This window comes from Streptomyces sp. NPDC014734 (genome assembly GCF_043083325.1).
Classification (GTDB): Bacteria; Actinomycetota; Actinomycetes; order Streptomycetales; family Streptomycetaceae; genus Streptomyces.
Window position 1 is genome coordinate 176,298 of record NZ_JBIBYN010000009.1, and the last position, 16,285, is coordinate 192,582.

At 72.7% G+C, this 16,285-nt stretch carries 13 protein-coding genes; 9 read left to right on the forward strand and 4 right to left on the reverse strand.

All coding sequences use genetic code 11. The features are described from left to right. Positions 1 to 51: 51 nt before the first annotated feature. Positions 52 to 1,725, reverse strand: a complete 1,674-nt coding sequence (locus ACF1CT_RS17110; protein WP_391784647.1) for a histidinol-phosphatase — start codon at positions 1,723 to 1,725, stop codon at positions 52 to 54. 312 nt (positions 1,726 to 2,037) lie between these two features. Here ACF1CT_RS17110 and ACF1CT_RS17115 point away from each other — a divergent pair, with 312 nt between their 5' ends. Continuing rightward, positions 2,038 to 2,721: a TetR/AcrR family transcriptional regulator gene (locus ACF1CT_RS17115; RefSeq protein ID WP_391784648.1), complete on the forward strand. Its 684-nt coding sequence runs from the start codon at positions 2,038 to 2,040 to the stop codon at positions 2,719 to 2,721. Further along, the gene (locus ACF1CT_RS17120) at positions 2,718 to 4,421 is read left to right on the forward strand and encodes an acyl-CoA dehydrogenase family protein (protein WP_391784649.1); all 1,704 of its coding nucleotides are present in this window, start codon (positions 2,718 to 2,720) and stop codon (positions 4,419 to 4,421) included. The genes ACF1CT_RS17115 and ACF1CT_RS17120 overlap by 4 nt, the downstream gene beginning before the upstream one ends. A gap of 221 nt (positions 4,422 to 4,642) precedes the next feature. Here ACF1CT_RS17120 and ACF1CT_RS17125 read toward each other — a convergent pair whose 3' ends face one another. Next, positions 4,643 to 4,942: a DUF1876 domain-containing protein gene (locus ACF1CT_RS17125; RefSeq protein ID WP_391784650.1), complete on the reverse strand. Its 300-nt coding sequence runs from the start codon at positions 4,940 to 4,942 to the stop codon at positions 4,643 to 4,645. 192 nt (positions 4,943 to 5,134) lie between these two features. On the opposite strand from ACF1CT_RS17125, the gene ACF1CT_RS17130 reads away from it, so the two are divergent. The 3 genes from ACF1CT_RS17130 (at position 5,135) to ACF1CT_RS17140 (ending at position 8,889) form a co-directional block, all read left to right on the forward strand. Further along, positions 5,135 to 5,965 (forward strand): PP2C family protein-serine/threonine phosphatase, encoded by an 831-nt coding sequence (locus tag ACF1CT_RS17130; protein WP_391784651.1) that lies wholly within the window; start codon positions 5,135 to 5,137, stop codon positions 5,963 to 5,965. A gap of 66 nt (positions 5,966 to 6,031) precedes the next feature. Beyond that, a complete protein-coding gene (locus tag ACF1CT_RS17135) occupies positions 6,032 to 7,027 on the forward strand; it encodes an MASE1 domain-containing protein (RefSeq protein WP_391784652.1) in 996 nt (331 codons plus the stop codon). A 314-nt stretch (positions 7,028 to 7,341) separates the two neighbouring features. Further along, entirely contained in the window at positions 7,342 to 8,889 is a 1,548-nt protein-coding gene (locus ACF1CT_RS17140) for an exopolysaccharide biosynthesis polyprenyl glycosylphosphotransferase (protein WP_391784759.1), read from the forward strand. A gap of 90 nt (positions 8,890 to 8,979) precedes the next feature. Here ACF1CT_RS17140 and ACF1CT_RS17145 read toward each other — a convergent pair whose 3' ends face one another. Further along, positions 8,980 to 9,966 (reverse strand): GDP-L-fucose synthase family protein, encoded by a 987-nt coding sequence (locus ACF1CT_RS17145; RefSeq protein ID WP_391784653.1) that lies wholly within the window; start codon positions 9,964 to 9,966, stop codon positions 8,980 to 8,982. Between the two features lie 118 nt (positions 9,967 to 10,084). Here ACF1CT_RS17145 and gmd point away from each other — a divergent pair, with 118 nt between their 5' ends. The 4 genes from gmd (at position 10,085) to ACF1CT_RS17165 (ending at position 15,090) form a co-directional block, all read left to right on the forward strand. Then, entirely contained in the window at positions 10,085 to 11,098 is a 1,014-nt protein-coding gene (gmd, locus tag ACF1CT_RS17150) for a GDP-mannose 4,6-dehydratase (RefSeq protein WP_391784654.1), read from the forward strand. Positions 11,099 to 11,297: 199 nt separating this feature from the next. Beyond that, positions 11,298 to 13,553 carry a LamG-like jellyroll fold domain-containing protein gene (locus tag ACF1CT_RS17155; protein WP_391784655.1) on the forward strand — a complete coding sequence of 752 codons (2,256 nt, stop codon included), beginning with the start codon at positions 11,298 to 11,300 and terminating at the stop codon, positions 13,551 to 13,553. Then, entirely contained in the window at positions 13,553 to 14,266 is a 714-nt protein-coding gene (locus ACF1CT_RS17160; RefSeq protein ID WP_391784656.1) for a hypothetical protein, read from the forward strand. Before ACF1CT_RS17155 ends, ACF1CT_RS17160 begins: the two co-directional genes overlap by 1 nt. Continuing rightward, on the forward strand, positions 14,263 to 15,090 hold the full coding sequence (locus tag ACF1CT_RS17165) for a glycosyltransferase family 2 protein (RefSeq protein ID WP_391784657.1): 828 nt from the start codon (positions 14,263 to 14,265) through the stop codon (positions 15,088 to 15,090). Before ACF1CT_RS17160 ends, ACF1CT_RS17165 begins: the two co-directional genes overlap by 4 nt. On the opposite strand, the gene ACF1CT_RS17170 is transcribed toward ACF1CT_RS17165, so the two are convergent. Next, on the reverse strand, positions 15,062 to 16,252 hold the full coding sequence (locus tag ACF1CT_RS17170) for a glycosyltransferase (protein WP_391784658.1): 1,191 nt from the start codon (positions 16,250 to 16,252) through the stop codon (positions 15,062 to 15,064). The two genes, ACF1CT_RS17165 and ACF1CT_RS17170, sit on opposite strands and share 29 nt — an antisense overlap. Positions 16,253 to 16,285: the final 33 nt, after the last annotated feature.

Genomic DNA, 16,285 nt, shown 5'->3' on the forward strand with positions numbered 1-16,285 from the left:
GCCGGGCGTCCGCGGGGTCGCGGTGCCCGGCTGCGGCGGCCCGCGGCGGGGTCAGCGCACGACGTCCACGAAGACCGGGTTGGTGTAGAACCAGGTGTCGAGCCACGGGTTGCCCCGGCCGGGCTCGTGCGGGAGCGGGCCGTGCGGGTCGATCGCCGCGCCGAGGAAGCCCTTTCCGTGCCGCTTGCCGTCGCTGCCGCGCAGCCGCAGATAGAACGGCCGGTCCGCGCGGCCGGCCGGGATGCGCAGGGTGTACGTGCCGCGCCGCCCGGAGACGTCGGCGGTGTGGACGACCCGGGTGTCCGGTGCGCGCCAGTCGTCGCGGTCGGCGGCCGGGCCGCGGACCGCGCCGCGGATGACGTCGACGTGCTCCAGGCACGGCAGCACACCGTACGGGTTGCGGCGGGAGGCGGCGGTCACCGTGACGGTGAGGGTGAGCCGTTCGCCGCGCCCGGCACGCAGCCTGCCGCCGAGGGTGGCGCTGTTGCCGTGTTCGCCCCGCACCCTGACGTCGATGCCGTCGAGGAGGTGGCCGTGGTCGACCCAGACCCGTCCGGCCCGCAGCCCCTCCATCACGTCGCGGTAGCCGTACCGGGTGACACCGACGTGCGTGCGGCTGAACTGTCCCGGCCAGAAGTCGCCGCCGGGCTGCGGCTCGGTGGTGTTGTACGGGTCGGGGAGGCGGCCGGCGCTGTCGAAGTCCTGGCCCGGCGGCCAGTCGCCGTTGACCCAGGTGTCCTGGGCGACACGGTGGACGTCGGAGTTGGAGGTGATCGTGAAGAGCTTGCCCTCCGCGAGCATCGCGTCCCACAGGCCGCCGACGGTCGCGGTCGCCCAGTCGAAACCCCCGTGGGTGACGTACGCCTCGCGCGGGTATCCGGGCCAGGAGTCGGCCGACGGCGCGTTCGTGTACTCGCCGCGGACGTTGGTGTCGGGGTGCCAGCCGGGTATCGCACCGGCCTGGGCGCCGGGGGCGCCCTCCATCCCGATCATGATCTCGGGCGCGGCGTCGCGCCAGGCGCGCAGTTCGTGCGGCGAGTCGATGCCGAGGCGCATGGGGTGGTTGGCGAGGACGAGCACGTCGTCGACGTACCGGGTGCGTCGCTGTTCGGCCAGCCACTTCAGGGCCTTGACGGCGTGCGCCTCGTTGCGCGGGGTGTCGGGATGTGCCGGGGCGCCCGCGGTGTAGCCGAGCAGCTTGCCGTCGAAGGCCTCCTCGAAACGGGTGAGGAGGTCGACCTCGTGCCGTCCGGGCGGCGAGAAGACGGTGCAGTGCTCGGCGCCGGGGATGTACCACTCCAGGCCCTGGAAGATCAGCATGCGCTTGTTGTCGGCGCGGGCCCCGAGGATCTCGCGGTGTTCCCGCGCGGCGCCGGACTCGGCGTGGCCGATGTTGCTGTGCTCGGTGAAGACCATCCAGTCGAGACCGAACTTCTGCCCCGCCGAGGCGAGTTGGGAGAAGGTGTACTTCGCGTCGTGGCTGTAGACGGAGTGGTTGTGGTGGTCGCCGACCAGATAGACGAGGTCGGGGGCCTTCCCGTGACCGTTCCCGTGGGACCGGCCTCCCCGGCCGTCCGCCAGCGCGGGCAGCGGCAGCGAGGCCGCGGCGAACGCCGCGCCGAAGAGACCGGCGCGGCGCATCAGCCCGCGTCTGCTGAGGCCCTGGGGGTCGAGCGACTCCGCGGGAACCTGGGGATCGGCCCATTCGGGCACGGGGCGGGACATGACGCGATGTTCTCCTTCGTACGGTGCGGCGACGGCCCGGGGCCGTCCGGAACCACGTGGCCGCCGCCAAGAGGATTCCCTCGTTCCGGAACCGTCCGGTGAACCGGAACCGAAGACGACGCGAAGCGCGCCGGTCACACCGGCGGCGCTCCGCCGGGGGGGGCGACGATCGCGCGACCCGTCCCGGACCGGCCCGCCCGGGCCCGGCCTCCGGACGGGAATCCCGCCCCGGTCGCCGCGGAACCGTTGCCCCCCGCGCGCGACCGTGGTTGAGTGCGTCGCATAAAGGTATGAATCGAGGTTCAGAACATCGTGGCCTACCGATCCACCGCCCGTACCGAGGCGACCCGGCTCGCTCACCGCGAGCGGCTGCTGGACGCCGCACGGGCGCTGCTGGCCGAGGGCGGATACGCGGCGACGAGCGTCTCCGCACTCGCCGACCGGGCCGGCGTCGCCACCGGCAGCGTCTACAACCACTTCTCCTCGAAACAGGAGCTGCTCGCCGCGGTCTTCCGGCATGTGGCCGGTCACGAGCTGGCCGCGGTGCGGACGGCGGTGGGGGCCCGGACCGGGGCCGCCGAACAGTTGCGCGCCCTGGTCGAGGTCTTCTCGCGCCGTGCGCTGCGCACCCCGCGCACCGCGTGGGCGCTGCTCGCCGAACCGGTCGATCCCCTCGTCGAGCAGGAGCGGCTGACCTTCCGGCGCGGCTATCACGCCCTCGCCGAATCGATCGTCGCCGCCGGTGCGGCCTCCGGTGAGCTGCCCCCGCAGAACGCACGGCTGTCGGCGGCAGCCGTGATCGGGGCGGTCGGCGAGGCCCTGCTCGGCCCGCTGTCGCCGGTCGGTGGGCGAAGCGACCCGGAACCGGTCGTCGCGGGCATCACCGCCCTCTGCCTGAGAGCCGTCGGGGCCGCCCCCCTCCCGGCCCCCGACTCCGCACCGCCCGTCCGCGCCCCCGATCCCCGCCCACCGACCCAGGACAGGAATCCGCGATGACCCCCACCCCGCAGCGGCCCGTGCTCCGGCCCGGCGCGCCCGCGCCGCACCCCACCCACGAGGTCACCAACCAGGCACCGCCCCGTACCGGCCTCGACGAGTACCGTGCCAACCTTCCGCTCGCCGAGGCAGTCCGTGCCTTCGGCGCCGCCTGGCACGAACCGGAGCTGCACGACATCGGCGCCCTCGTCGGCTCCGAGGGGTTCCGGACGGACGCCGAGCTGGCCCACACGTCTCCGCCCGTGCTGCGCACCCACGACCGCTACGGCCACCGGGTGGACGAGATCGACTTCCATCCGGCGTACCACGAAATCATCGGCGCCGCGGTGCGGCACGGCACGCACACCGCGGGCTGGGCCGACCCGAAGCCCGGGGCCGCGGTGGCCCGGGCGGCGTCGTTCATGCTGTTCGCCCAGATCGAGCCCGGCCACGCCTGCCCGATGTCGATGTCCCATGCCGTGGTCCCGGTGCTGCGGCGCGATCCGGAGGTGGGGCGGGACTGGCTCCCCGGCCTGTTCAGCCGTTCCTACGACCCGAGGCCGATCGCGCCGGCCGCCAAGTCCGGGCTGACGTTCGGCATGGGGATGACGGAGAAGCAGGGCGGTTCCGACGTCCGCGCCAACACCACCCGGGCGGTGCCGCTGTCCTCCGGCCCCGAGGGCCGGGCCCATCTGCTGACCGGCCACAAGTGGTTCCTCTCGGCGCCGCGGTCGGACGCCTTCCTGGTCCTGGCGCAGGCCGAGGCCGGGCTCACCTGCTTCCTCGTGCCGCGGGTGCTGGACGACGGCACCCGCAACACCGTCCGGATCCAGCGGCTGAAGAACAAGCTGGGCAACAAGTCGAACGCCTCCTCCGAGGTCGAGTTCGACGGCACCTGGGCCGTGCGGGTCGGCGAACCCGGACGCGGTGTCCCCACCATCATCGAGATGGTCAACCACACCCGGCTCGACTGCGTGCTGGGCAGCACCGCGGGCATGCGCGAGTCGGTGTCCGAGGCGATCTGGCACGCGCGGCACCGCGACGCGTTCGGGGCACGGCTCGTCGACCAGCCGGCCATGACCGCGGTCCTCGCGGATCTGGCCCTGGAGACGGAGGCGGCGACCTGGACCTCGCTGCGTCTGGCCCACGCGTACGAGGCCGGCAGCGGCGAGTCGGAGGAGATGTTCCGGCGGCTGGCCACCGCGGTGTCCAAGTACTGGATCTGCAAGCGCGGCCCGCACCACGCGTACGAGGCGCTGGAGTGCCTGGGCGGCAACGGCTACACCGAGGACTGGCCGCTGGCCCGGCGCTACCGCGAGCAGCCGGTGATGGCGGTGTGGGAGGGCTCGGGCAACGTCATCGCCCTCGACGTGCTCCGCGGGATCGCCAGAACCCCCCGGTCCCTCGACGCCTTCTGGGCCGAGCTGGAGACCACGGCCGGAGCCGACGCCGTCCTGGACGCGCACGTCCGCCGGCTGCGCCGGGATCTGGCCGAGGACCTGCGCGACCCGCTGGCCGCGCAGACCCGGGCCCGGGCGACGGTCGAGGGCATGGCGCTGGCCCTCCAGTCGTCACTGATGCTGCGGCACGCCCCCCAGCCCAGCGCCGAGGCGTTCGTCGCCGCGCGGCTCGGTGCGGACCGGGGCCACCAGTACGGGGTCCTGCCCCGTGGCACCGACGCCGCGGCGATCGTCGAACGGCACTCCGGAACGGCCTGCTGAGAGCCTGTCGGTGGCCTTCGGCCGGAATGCGGTCGGGGCGTGGTGCGTGCGGTTCCCAGGCGCCGGGAGGGCCCGGTGGCGGGGGCTGCCCGGTCGTTCCGGCGACGCCGGAAGCGCGCGTGCAAGGACGTGGCCGCCCGGACGGAGGTCACCCGGAAGGCTCCGGGGCGGCCGGGTCCGGGCTTCCTGTCGCTCCGTCCGCCGTCAGGGCCGTGGCGGGCTCAGACCGACGTGTCGGACCACGCGTACGGTGGCGCCACCGGCCCGCTCGCGGGTCCCGCCCCCGCCGACTCCAGTTCCTGGTCGGCGGCCCTCATCAGTTGTACGGCGACGTCCTTCACGGCACGGCTCGCCGCGAGCTCGTCACCGATCACGGGGATGTCCACGTCCTGCGGATTGCAGCGGGCGACCCCGTGCCCGACGACTGTCCCGGTACCGGTCTCCAGCACCGCCTCCGCCCTTGTCGTGCCGTCCTCCTCGGACAGGCCGACACGGACGTTCCATTCCAGCGTGCGAGTCATCGCGCACCTCCTGCGACCGCGCCCGGACTCGGTGCGCCGGTCACGTCACGGTCCTGTCAACAGGATCCCCCCGCCCGGGCCCCTTCGCGCGCCGCGGCACCTCCCCGCCGGACCCGCAGCGGTTCGCCCTGCGGGGAGCGCGCCGTCGAAATAGGATGCGTGACGTCACTTCCACCGAGTGCGGAGCGGCCCATGAACCGGCGTCGTCCTCCCCGTTCGGCGAGCTCCGGCGAACTGCTCACCACTCTGCAACAGCTCACCTCACGGGCACGCCGTGAGGTGGAGCTGCAGCGGGCGCGGGTCGAACTGGCCGAGGCGCTGCAACGCGAGATGCTCCCCTCGACACTGCCCGACTGCCCGGGGCTGTGGACCGCCGCCCGGTACGCGCCGGCCCGCAGCGGGCTGGACATCGGGGGCGACTGGTACGACGGCTTCGTGCTGCCCGACGGTGCGCTGGCCTTCGCCATCGGGGACGTCCAGGGCCACGACGTCGAGGCTGCCGCCTTCATGGGCCAGGTCCGCATCGCGATGCGTGCCATGGCCGCCACCGCCGCGGACCCCGGGGAGATCGTCGGCCGGACCAACGACCTGTTGCTGACCGTGGACTCCGGCCTCTTCGCGACGTGCACGTTCGTGCGCCTGGACCCGGTCGCCCAGGAGCTCCACAGCGCCCGCGCCGGGCACGTGGCGGCGGTGTGGGGCACGGCGGACGGCAGGTCCGGGCTGACCACGGACGAGGGCGGCCTGCCGCTGGGGATCCGGGCGGGGGAACACTACCCCGTCACCCGGCGACGGCTCACCGGGCCCGGGGCGTTCGTGCTGGTCACGGACGGTGTGATCGAAGGTCCCTCGTTCCCCATCGATCAGGGACTGGACGCGGTGATGCGGCTGGTGGCCGTCCGGGGCACCGCGGACGCCGGTGAGCTCGCCGACGCGGTCCTGCGCACGGCGGAGCGGACCGGTCACGAGGACGACGCGGCCGTTCTCGTCCTGCGTCACGGTGCTGTGCCCGGCCGGGACTGACGAGCGGACCGGCACCGAGCGTGTCACGCGGGCGTCACCCGTCCGGGCCGGTGTCTGATGAGATGCGTGATCCGCAGCGAGAGAACCAGACGTACCGGCCCGGCCGTCCTGCGTGTCCTGGCCGTCGCCGCCGCCTACTACGCCGCCGGCGGGCTCGGGCTGATCCCCGGGGTGGCCGTCCACGGTGCGGCCGTCACCCCGCTCTGGCCTCCGACGGGCATCGCGCTGAGCGCCCTGATCCTGCTGGGCCCGGGCATCTGGCCCGGCATCGCGCTGGGCTCCCTGTGCGTCGTCTTCACGCTCAGCGACTCCGTCTCGATCCTCACCGTGGTCGTCGTGGCGGGCAACACCCTGGCTCCGGTGTGCTCCTACCTCATGCTCCGCAGGGCCGGCTTCCGACGGGAGCTGGACCGGCTGCGCGACGGTGTCATGCTGGTCTTCCTCGGCGCACTGCTGGGCATGACGGTCAGCGCGACCGTGGGGACCTGCATGCTGGTGGTGGACGACCATCTGCCGTTGCGCGGATTCTGGCCGGTCTGGACGGCCTGGTGGTCGGGCGACGCGATGGGGGTCCTCGTGGTCACCCCGTTGCTGCTGACGGTGCGCGGGGTGCGGATGCCCCGGGCGGACGACCGGTGGGGCGAGGCGTGCGTGCTGGGAACCGTGGCCGTGGCGGCCTCGCTGGTGGCCACCAGGACCTCGCTGGAGATGATCTATCTGGTCTTCCCGCTGCTCATCTGGGCGGCACTGCGCTTCCAGCTCGCGGGGAGCGCGCCGTGCGCGTTCCTGGTGTCGGTGATGGCCGCGGTCGCGGGGGCGCAGGGCGTGGGCCCGTTCGAGGGCCACAGCGTTCTCCACGTGATGGTCAATCTCGCCGTCTTCAACGGTTGTGTGGCCCTGACCGCGCTGCTGCTCGCGGCCGTCGTCACCGAACAGGGCAACGTCCGGCGCAGGATCGAGCACGCCTGCGAGGAACTTGCCGACGTGGTGGAGCGGCTGACGCCGGGAAGGGCGACGACCGCCTGGCCCTCGCCCCCCGAGGACGAGCACGGAAGCCTCTGAGAGCCCGTTCGCCCGGATACCACCGGGCCGTCTCCCCGGACGCACCGGTTGATGGAACCATGCGTCAGATGTGGTTCAGGTCCGCGCGCCATCCGACTCCATCAGCCCACACATCCGAACAGTTGACCGCAGATGCTGAGATCCCGTACGGAACGGGACGAGTTCCGAGCCAGTGCGCATGTCTGAACTTCACTGGAACTCCAGCGAAATGCCATGTGTGTGGATATCGTGCACCGAGCGAGGGCGCATCCGTCGGTTCATGGGACCGGCGGATGCGCCCCGTTTGTGGAGATGCGACTGTGACTGGGGGGTTCATGGGGCATGTCGAGCTACCCGATTCGGACCGATCGGGGTCTGCGGGGCCGGCCCGGGCCCCTCGTCCACGGACTGTTCCGCATCAGCCCCGCGGCGAGGAGCGTGTTCGGCCACGGGGCGCGTCGGCCGCGTCGCGCGGACGTCCGGGGCCGGCCCCGGCGCGGCGGCCGACCGGCCGCCGTGTGCCCGCTCTCGTCGGTGGCGAGCTTCTCGGACTCGGCCTTCCGGCATGGCTCGTCCTTTGGTCCGGCGGGGAGCCGCGAGCCGTGGTGGCCGCGGCCGTGGCGGCGCTGGCGTGGTCCGGCGTGCGCGCCGCACGCGGCCGGTACGCGGCCCGGGCCGAGTCGGATCCGCCGGAACCGCCGGAACCGCTGAGCACGATCGGCGACTGGCTGCTGCTCATCGGTCTGCTCGCCGTCCTGCAGACCCTGACCGGGGACCTCGTCGATCCCGTGACCGTCCTCCTCGCCCTGCTGCCCGGACTGCCGGTGGGTCCGCTCCTGCGGTGGCTGTCCCGGACGGGCCGGCGTCGGCGGTCCGTCCGGCGGGTGCTGGTGGTCGGCGAGACTCCGGGAGTGGAACGCGCGGTGCGGCTGCTCGGTTCCCGCACGGACCACCCCTACGCGGTCGTGGCCGCGGTGCCGGTGGGGGCCGCGGCGCTGGAGTGCGCGGTGCGGTCGTCCGGTCGGCTCGCGTCATCGCCCGCCGTCGACGACGCGTCGGCGGTACTGGGCGCGGCCTTCGCCCATGACGCGGACCTGGCGCTGGTGGTGCCCGGGCCGGGGCTCTCCGAGGAGCGGCTGCGACGGCTGTTCTGGGGCCTGCACGACGGCGGGCTGCCGTTGTCCGTGTTATCGGACCTCACGGGGGTCGCGGCCGGCCGGGTGCGTCCGGTCGCGGCGGCCGGACTGACTCTGCTGCACATCGCCCCGCCGCTGCGCCGGGGCCCCCAGACGGTCCTCAAGTCCGTGGTGGACCGCGTCGGCGCGGCGCTCGGACTGCTGGTCCTCGCGCCGCTGCTGCTCCTGATAGCGACGGCGGTGCGGGTCGGCTCCGACGGGCCGGCCTTCCACCGCCAGATCCGCCAGGGGTTGCACAACCGCCCGTTCACCATGTGGAAGTTCCGCACGATGGTGGTGGACGCCGAGCGCCTGCGGCACCGGCTGACCGCGGCGAACGAGAGCGACGGCCCGATGTTCAAGATGCGCCGCGATCCGCGGGTGACCGCGGTGGGCCGCCTGTTGCGCCGCACCTCCCTCGACGAACTGCCACAACTCGTCAATGTGCTGCGCGGCGACATGTCGTTGGTCGGCCCCCGGCCCCCGTTGCCGGACGAGGTGTCGCGGTACGACGAACGCGAGCTGAGACGCCTCGCGGTCCGGCCCGGCCTGACCGGTCTGTGGCAGGTCAGCGGGCGCTCGGACCTGTCGTGGCAGGAGACCGTCTCGCTCGATCTGTGGTACGTCGACAACTGGTCCGTCGCCACCGACCTCGGACTCATGGCCCGTACGCTGCGCGCCGTCGCCGACGGTCGCGGGGCGTACTGAGAACGGCGGCCGGCGATGTACGACGGCCCGGTCCGCCGGACGGCCGGGGACACCGGCCGGACACTCGGCCGCCGGACACGTCGGCTCAGGTCACGTCCGGGCGGTGGGCGTCCGCTCCAGCCACCACGCGTACGTGGCGGCGATGCCGTCGCGCAGGGAGATCCGCGGGGTGAAGCCCAGGGCGGCGAGCCGGGTGGTGTCGAGCAGTTTGCGCGGAGCGCCGTCGGGCTTCGACGCGTCCCACTCGACCCGGCCCCGATAGCCGGTCACCTCTCCCACCGTCGCGGCGAGTTCGCTGATCGACAGGTCGTGTCCGCACCCGACGTTCACGGGGTCCTCGCCGTCGTAGCGCTCCAGCAGCAGCAGGCAGGCGGCGGCCAGATCGTCGACGTGCAGGAACTCGCGACGCGGCCGGCCGGTGCCCCAGAGCGTGACCGAGGGCGCCCCGTCCCGCCGCGCCTCGTGGAAGCGGCGGATCAGCGCGGGCAGGACGTGCGAGGTCTCCAGATCGAAGTTGTCGCCGGGCCCGTAGAGGTTGGTGGGCATGGCGCTGATGTACGAGGCACCGTACTGGCGGCGGTAGGACCGGATCTGCACGAGCCCGGCGATCTTGGCAAGCGCGTACGCCTCGTTGGTGGGCTCCAACGGGCCGGTGAGCAGGGCGCTCTCGGGAATCGGCTGCGGGGCGCGGCGGGGGTAGATGCAGGACGAGCCGAGGAAGAGGAGCCGCTCGGCCCCCGCGGCGTGCGCCCCCGCGACGACGCTCAGCTGGATGCGCAGATTGTCCTCCAGGAACTGCACCGGTTGGGTGTCGTTGGCCATGATTCCGCCGACCCTGGCGGCGGCCAGCACCACGGCGTCCGGGCGGACCTCCCGGAGGAAGGCCACGGTCCGCCCGGCGTCGCGCAGGTCGAGGCGGTCACGGCCCCGGGTGATCACCTCGTGCCCGGCGGCGGTGAGGGCGCGCGCCACCGCGGATCCGACCAGACCGCGGTGGCCGGCGACGAACACGCGCGCTCCGGCACGCAGCAGGGGGCGGACGGCTTCCCGGGAAGGACCGGTGAGGTCAGGCGTCATGGCTCGGATTGTGCCAGCAGCGGCGGGACGCCGTGCCGCGGACCGGCCGGTTCCGGAATCGGCGGGAGACATCGGTGTGGACCAACAGCCCTTCGGGCGGAAGACAGTGGGGGGAAGCATGGCGAAGACCGCGCTCATCACCGGCGTGACCGGTCAGGACGGCTCGTACCTGTCCGAGTTGCTGCTGGACAAGGGGTACACGGTCCATGGACTGATACGCCGGTCGTCGAGCTTCAACACGGAGCGGATCGATCACATCTACCAGGGCCCCGAGGAGGAGAACAGGTCGTTCGTGCTGCACCACGCGGATCTGGCCGACGGCGTCGCGCTGGTCAATCTGCTGCGCGACATCCGGCCGGACGAGGTGTACAACCTCGGCGCGCAGTCGCATGTGCGCGTCTCCTTCGAGGCCCCGCTGTACACCGGTGACATCACCGGCCTGGGCACCATGCGGCTGCTGGAGGCCGTCCGCGCGAGCGGTGTCGACACCCGGATCTACCAGGCGTCGTCGTCCGAGATGTTCGGCGCCAGTCCGCCGCCGCAGAACGAGCACACGCCGTTCCACCCGCGCAGCCCGTACAGCGTCGCGAAGGTCTATTCGTACTGGGCTACCGTCAACTACCGTGAGGCCTATGGCATGTTCGCCGTCAACGGGATCCTCTTCAACCACGAGTCCCCCCGTCGCGGCGAGACTTTCGTGACCCGGAAGATCACGCGCGCGGTGGCCAGGATCAGGGCGGGCCTGCAGACCCGGCTGCATCTGGGCAATCTCGACGCCGTGCGCGACTGGGGCTACGCGCCCGAGTACGTGGACGCGATGTGGCGGATGCTTCAGCGCGACACCCCGGACGACTACGTGGTGGCGACCGGGGAGGGGGTCAGTGTCCGGCAGTTCCTGGAACACGCCTTCGCGCACGCGGGCCTGGACTGGCGCGAGCATGTGCGGTACGACGCCAAGTACGAGCGCCCCAGCGAGGTGGACGCCCTGATCGGCGACGCCGCCAAGGCCGGGGAACTCCTCGGCTGGAAACCCGCCGTGCGGGCGCGGGAGCTCGCCGCGATCATGGTCGACGCCGACATCCGCGGGCTCGCCGCCCAACTCGCCGGTACTGCCGTGCGGGTGGACCGATGAGCCGCCCCGGGCCCTCCACCGGACCGCTCGGGACGCCGGTGGGTCCACGTACGCCCGGGCGGGCCGGGCCCGCGGCCCGCCGACACCACCCGTCCGCCCGCACCCGTGCGCCGGAACGACGCCCGGTCGTCGCCCCGGCGCACGGCACAGGAACCGCGGTCTCCCGGCCGCGGCTCGTCCTCACCCACGGAGCTGAACGATGAACACACCCAGGGGGCGCAGGCCCGCCGGACGCGGCAGGTTCCGTGCCGCGGCGGCGGCGTTGTGCCTGTTCGCGGGGACACTCGCCACGACGGTGTCCGGGGCGTCCCCGGCCTCGGCGCTGACCCCGCCGGTCTCCCTGACCGCGGACGACCTCACCACCTGGCAGACCAACGGCATCGTCTGGTCGATGGCGGCGTCGGACGACGGCGTCGTGTACGCCGGAGGCACGTTCTCCACCCTCCGGCCGCCGGGCGCGGCCGCCGGGACCTCGGAGCAACCGGCCCTGAACTTTGCCGCGTTCGACGCCGCGACCGGCTCGCCGACCGACTGCGCGCTGTCGTTCACGATGTCCTCGGGCACGGCGACCGTCCGGGCGCTCGCGCTCTCCCCGGACGGGAAGACCCTTTACGCCGGGGGCCAGTTCGGGTCCGTGAACGGGGTCGGGGTCAGCAATATCGCGGCGATCGACACGGCGAGCTGCACGCCGCGCCAGGACTTCAAGGTGTCCGTCTCCGCGACGGTACGGGCCCTGGCCGTGACGGCGGACACCGTCTATCTGGGCGGCGACTTCAACACGGTCGCCGGGCAGACCAGGAACAAGTTCGCCGCGGTCACCACCGGTGCCGTGCTCAAGCCGTGGACGGCCAACGCCGACGAGGTGGGCCGGGCACTGGAACTCACCCCGGACGGCGGGCGCGTGCTGCTCGGCGGCGACTTCTTCAAGGTCAACGGCACCGCCTCGCACGCGCTGGCCGTGGTGGACGCCACCTCCGGCGCCCTCGTCAAGGCCTACCCCGCCGGTTTCATCCCCAACACCTCCACGGTCCAGGACCTGACCACCGACGCGACGGGCTTCTACACCGCCAACGAGGGCACCGGAGCGGGTGTCTTCGACGGCCGGATCGCGCTGAACCTCAGCAACTTCGAGCAGCGCTGGCGCGACACCTGCCTGGGCGCCACCCAGGCCGTCCTGGTCCACGACGGCGTGCTGTACAGCGGGAGCCACGCGCACGACTGCTCCAGCATGGGCGAGTTCGCGGACCAGCCGCGCAAGCATCTGCTGGCCCAGTCCGTGAACGATCCGAAGCTGCTCCCCTGGTTCCCGGACACGAACGACGGCATCGGCGAGCCGGTCGGGCCGCGAGTGATGGCGCAGACCGACAGCGGCGGGCACCACTACCTGTGGGTGGGAGGAGAGTTCACCACCGTCAACGGCGTCCGGCAGCAGGGGCTGACCCGCTTCGCCGACGGCCCCGACACCGGGGCGCCGTGGGTGCCCAACGTCAGCCTGTCCACGATCGCCCCCGGGAAGATCGAGGTGAACTGGCAGGCGAGTTTCGACACCGACGACGGACGGCTCACCTACCGGATCTACAAGGACGGGGCCACCACCCCGGTGTTCACGGGCGCGGCGACCTCGGTGTTCTGGGACCGTCCGCAACTGAGGTGGACGGACACCGCCGTCGCCCCGGGCGAGACCCACTCGTACCGGATCGACGCGAGCGACGGCACCAACACCAGCGCCAAGTCGCCCGCCGTGTCGGCGACCGTGGCGTCCGCCGCGGAGAAGTACCCGGCCAGGGTGCTGGCCGACGGCGCCTCGCAGTACTGGCGGTACGACGAGGGGACGTCGACGTTCGCCGCGGACAGCGGCGGCAAGCAGCACGGCGGCTTCCTGCGCAACTCCCCCGCCTACCGCCAGAAGCCCGCGGCGGTCGCCGGGCCGTCGACCGCGATCGGTTTCGACGGGACGGACCAGTACGCGTACACCAACGACCGCCAGGCGCGGCCGGCCAGGTTCTCGGTGGAGACCTGGTTCAAGACCACGACGACGCGCGGCGGGAAGATCATCGGCTTCGGCAACGCGACCATGCAGAACAGCAGCCAGTTCGACAAGCACGTGTACATGCGCAACGACGGCAAGCTGGTCTTCGGCGTCTACAACAGCGGTGCCAAGACCATCGCCACACCCGCCGCCTACAACAACGGCGCCTGGCACCATGTCGTCGCCACCCAGGGCACCGGTGGCATGGCCCTGTACGTGGACGGGCAGCTCCGCGCGTCCAACAGCTCGTTCACGGTGAACCAGGACTACACCGGCTACTGGCGGGTGGGCGGGGACGCCCTGACCAACTGGCCGGGCCAGCCGACGAGCAACTTCTTCGCCGGACAGATCGACGAGACAGCCGTCTACCCGAGCGCCCTGAGCAGTGCGCAGGTCGCCGCCCACTACGCCCTGAGGACGGGCTGATGACACATCCGCTCCGTGCCGGTGCCGTCGCCGTCGTGCTGACGGCGGCACTGGCGGCCTGCGGCTCGTCGGCCGACGGTCGTGCGACGGCCGACGGGCCCCGGACGTCGGCGCCCGCGTCGGTCCCGGTGTCCGCGCCCCCCGCCGTCGCCCCGTCGGCCGGCCCGGGCACCGCACCGGCCCGCCCTCCGACGGCCGCGGCCTCCGACGAGCAGCCGAAGCTGCCCGTCGGCGAACTCACCCCGGCCGCCGGCTCGTTCACCGAGAAGGAGAAGGAGTACCTGGTCGACCGGGTGCCCCGCGGCATGGATCCGGCGGCCGTGCTCCAGACCGGTCAGGAGACCTGTGACCGGCTCACGTTCCTGGTGAAGGCGGACCGGGACACCGCGGTCGGCGCCATCGTGACGGGCGAGATCGCCGACGCGGAAGCGGCGGTCGAGCACCTGTGCGTCCGCCACCGCGACCTGCTGCGCGAAGCGGCACAGGGGTATCCGGACGGCACGTACGAGGGCGCCCGGGTCCGGCCCGGCCGCTACCGCGCCGCCACCCCCACCGACTCCTGCGCCTGGCGGATCACCGGGTCCAACGGCCAGGTGTCGGCATCGGGGTCCACCACCGCCGGGAAGCGGGCCGTGATCACCGTCCCGGGGGCGGCCCGCGCCTTCACCTCCACGGGCTGCTACGCCTGGCTTCCCGAAGGAGGGACCGGATGAGGAAGCTGCCGATAGCCGTGGCGATCCCCACGAAGAACGAGGCACTCAACATCGCGGAGGCGGTGGGGTCGGTCCTCGACCACTTCGAGGCGGTCGTCGTCGTCGACTCGCACAGCACCGACGACACGGCGAAGATCGCCGAAAGGTGCGGGGCCGAGGTGGTCACGTACACGTGGGACGGCGGCCATCCGCGCAAGAAGCAGTGGTGCCTGGACCACGTCCGCACCGACCTGGACTGGATCCTGCTGCTGGACGGCGACGAGCGGATCGGCCCCGGTCTGCTGGCCGAACTGCGGGCGGAGTTCGCCGATCCCGGTGCGCCGAGACCGGCGGCCTACGACATACCGCTGGGCTACTGGTTCTCCGGGAAGCGGCTGCGGCACGGCTACACCATCCGCAAGCGGTCGCTGACCGATCGCACCCGCTGCCGGTACCCGGAGGTGGGGGATCTCGACGCGCCGGGCATCGGCGAGGTGGAGGGCCACTACCAGCCGGTCGCCGCATCGGTGGGGGCGCTCCGCAACCCGATCGAGCACCAGGACCTCGACCCGGTCACCGCCTGGTTCGAGCGGCACAACCGGTACTCCGACTGGGAGGCGTGGCTGGAGCACCACCCCGACGTCAAGGAGCAGGTGCGCAGGGTGAAGTCCCGTCAGGGGCAGCTGTTCCACAAGGCACCGTTCAAGCCGCTGGTGTCGTTCGCCTACATGTACGTGTACCGGCGGGGGTTCCTCGACGGACGGGCAGGTTTCGACTTCGCGCTGGCGATGAGCTTCTACCGCTGGCAGATCGGGCTCAAGTCCCGGGAGGGCAGGACCCACTGACCCGGCGCGCCCTGCGGCGGATCACGTCCTGGTAGGTCCGCCGCAGGGCACGGTTCACGCTCTCGATCGTGAAGTGCTCGTCCACCAGCTCCCAGGCCGCCCGGCCCGCCTTCTCCGCGGCCTCGGGTTCGAGGAGTTCCAGGACGGCGCGGGCGACCCTGCGGGCGTTCTCGCCGTCCTCGCCGACCCGGCTGTCGATCACCCTCCCGGCACCGGCCCGCGCCACGTCGGGGCCCAGCCCGCAGGTGCGGGTGATGACCACGGGCGTGCCCACGGACATCGCTTCGAGCACGGAGACGCCCAGCGGTTCCTCGATCGACGGCAGCACGTACACGTCGGCCCGCCTGCCCGCCGCGAGGACCTCGTCGTGGTCGAGGGGACCGACATGGTCCAGGGAGCCCGTCACGCCCAGGGAACGGGCGAGCGCCAGTGTCGGGCCCAGCGCCCCGGTGTCGGGGCCGGCCAGGACGAACCGGGCGTCGGGATGCTCGGCCAGGACCGTCGGCATCGCGGCCACGAAGTCCTCCGGTCGCTTGCGCCGCTGGATCCGGGCCAGGAAGAGGACCGTCGGCGGCCTGCCCGGCTCCCGGGCGGGCTTGCGCTCCTGCGGCCGCACCCCGTTGACCAGTCGCACCGTGCGGGTCAGCGGCACGGGTGCGGCGACCGCGTTCACGTCGACGCGTTCCGTCTCGGTGAGGTGGAGCACCGCGTCGGCGCCGCGCAGCACCCTGCGCACCCCGAGCAGATCGGTCAGCTGCGCGAACCGGTTCCCGGTCGGGTCGACCATGCCGTGCGTCTGGACGACCAGCGGGGTGCCGGAGGCCAGCGCGAGCAGGGCGGCGGGAAGGGTCACCAGGTCGCGCATCAGGTGCACATGGACGAGATCGGCACCGCGCATCATGCGACGGGCGGCGTGCAGCAGCGCACCGGAGGTGATGCCACTGACCTCGAACACCGGAAGCACGTGGCGGGCTCGGAAGAGGTGCGCCGGCACGCCCTCCACCATGCGCGGCGGCTCGCCCGCGAAGCCGTCTGCCAGGGCCATGACCCGGGCGTCGTCGCCCTCGGCCCGCTGGGCCTTCGACAGATTGAGCGCCACCCTGGTCGGGCCGCCGAACGCGTGGTCCGGCGTGTGCAGTGTGACGACGTGCAGGATCTTCACCAGGACTCCCCCACCTCGGCCGGCTCCCCACAG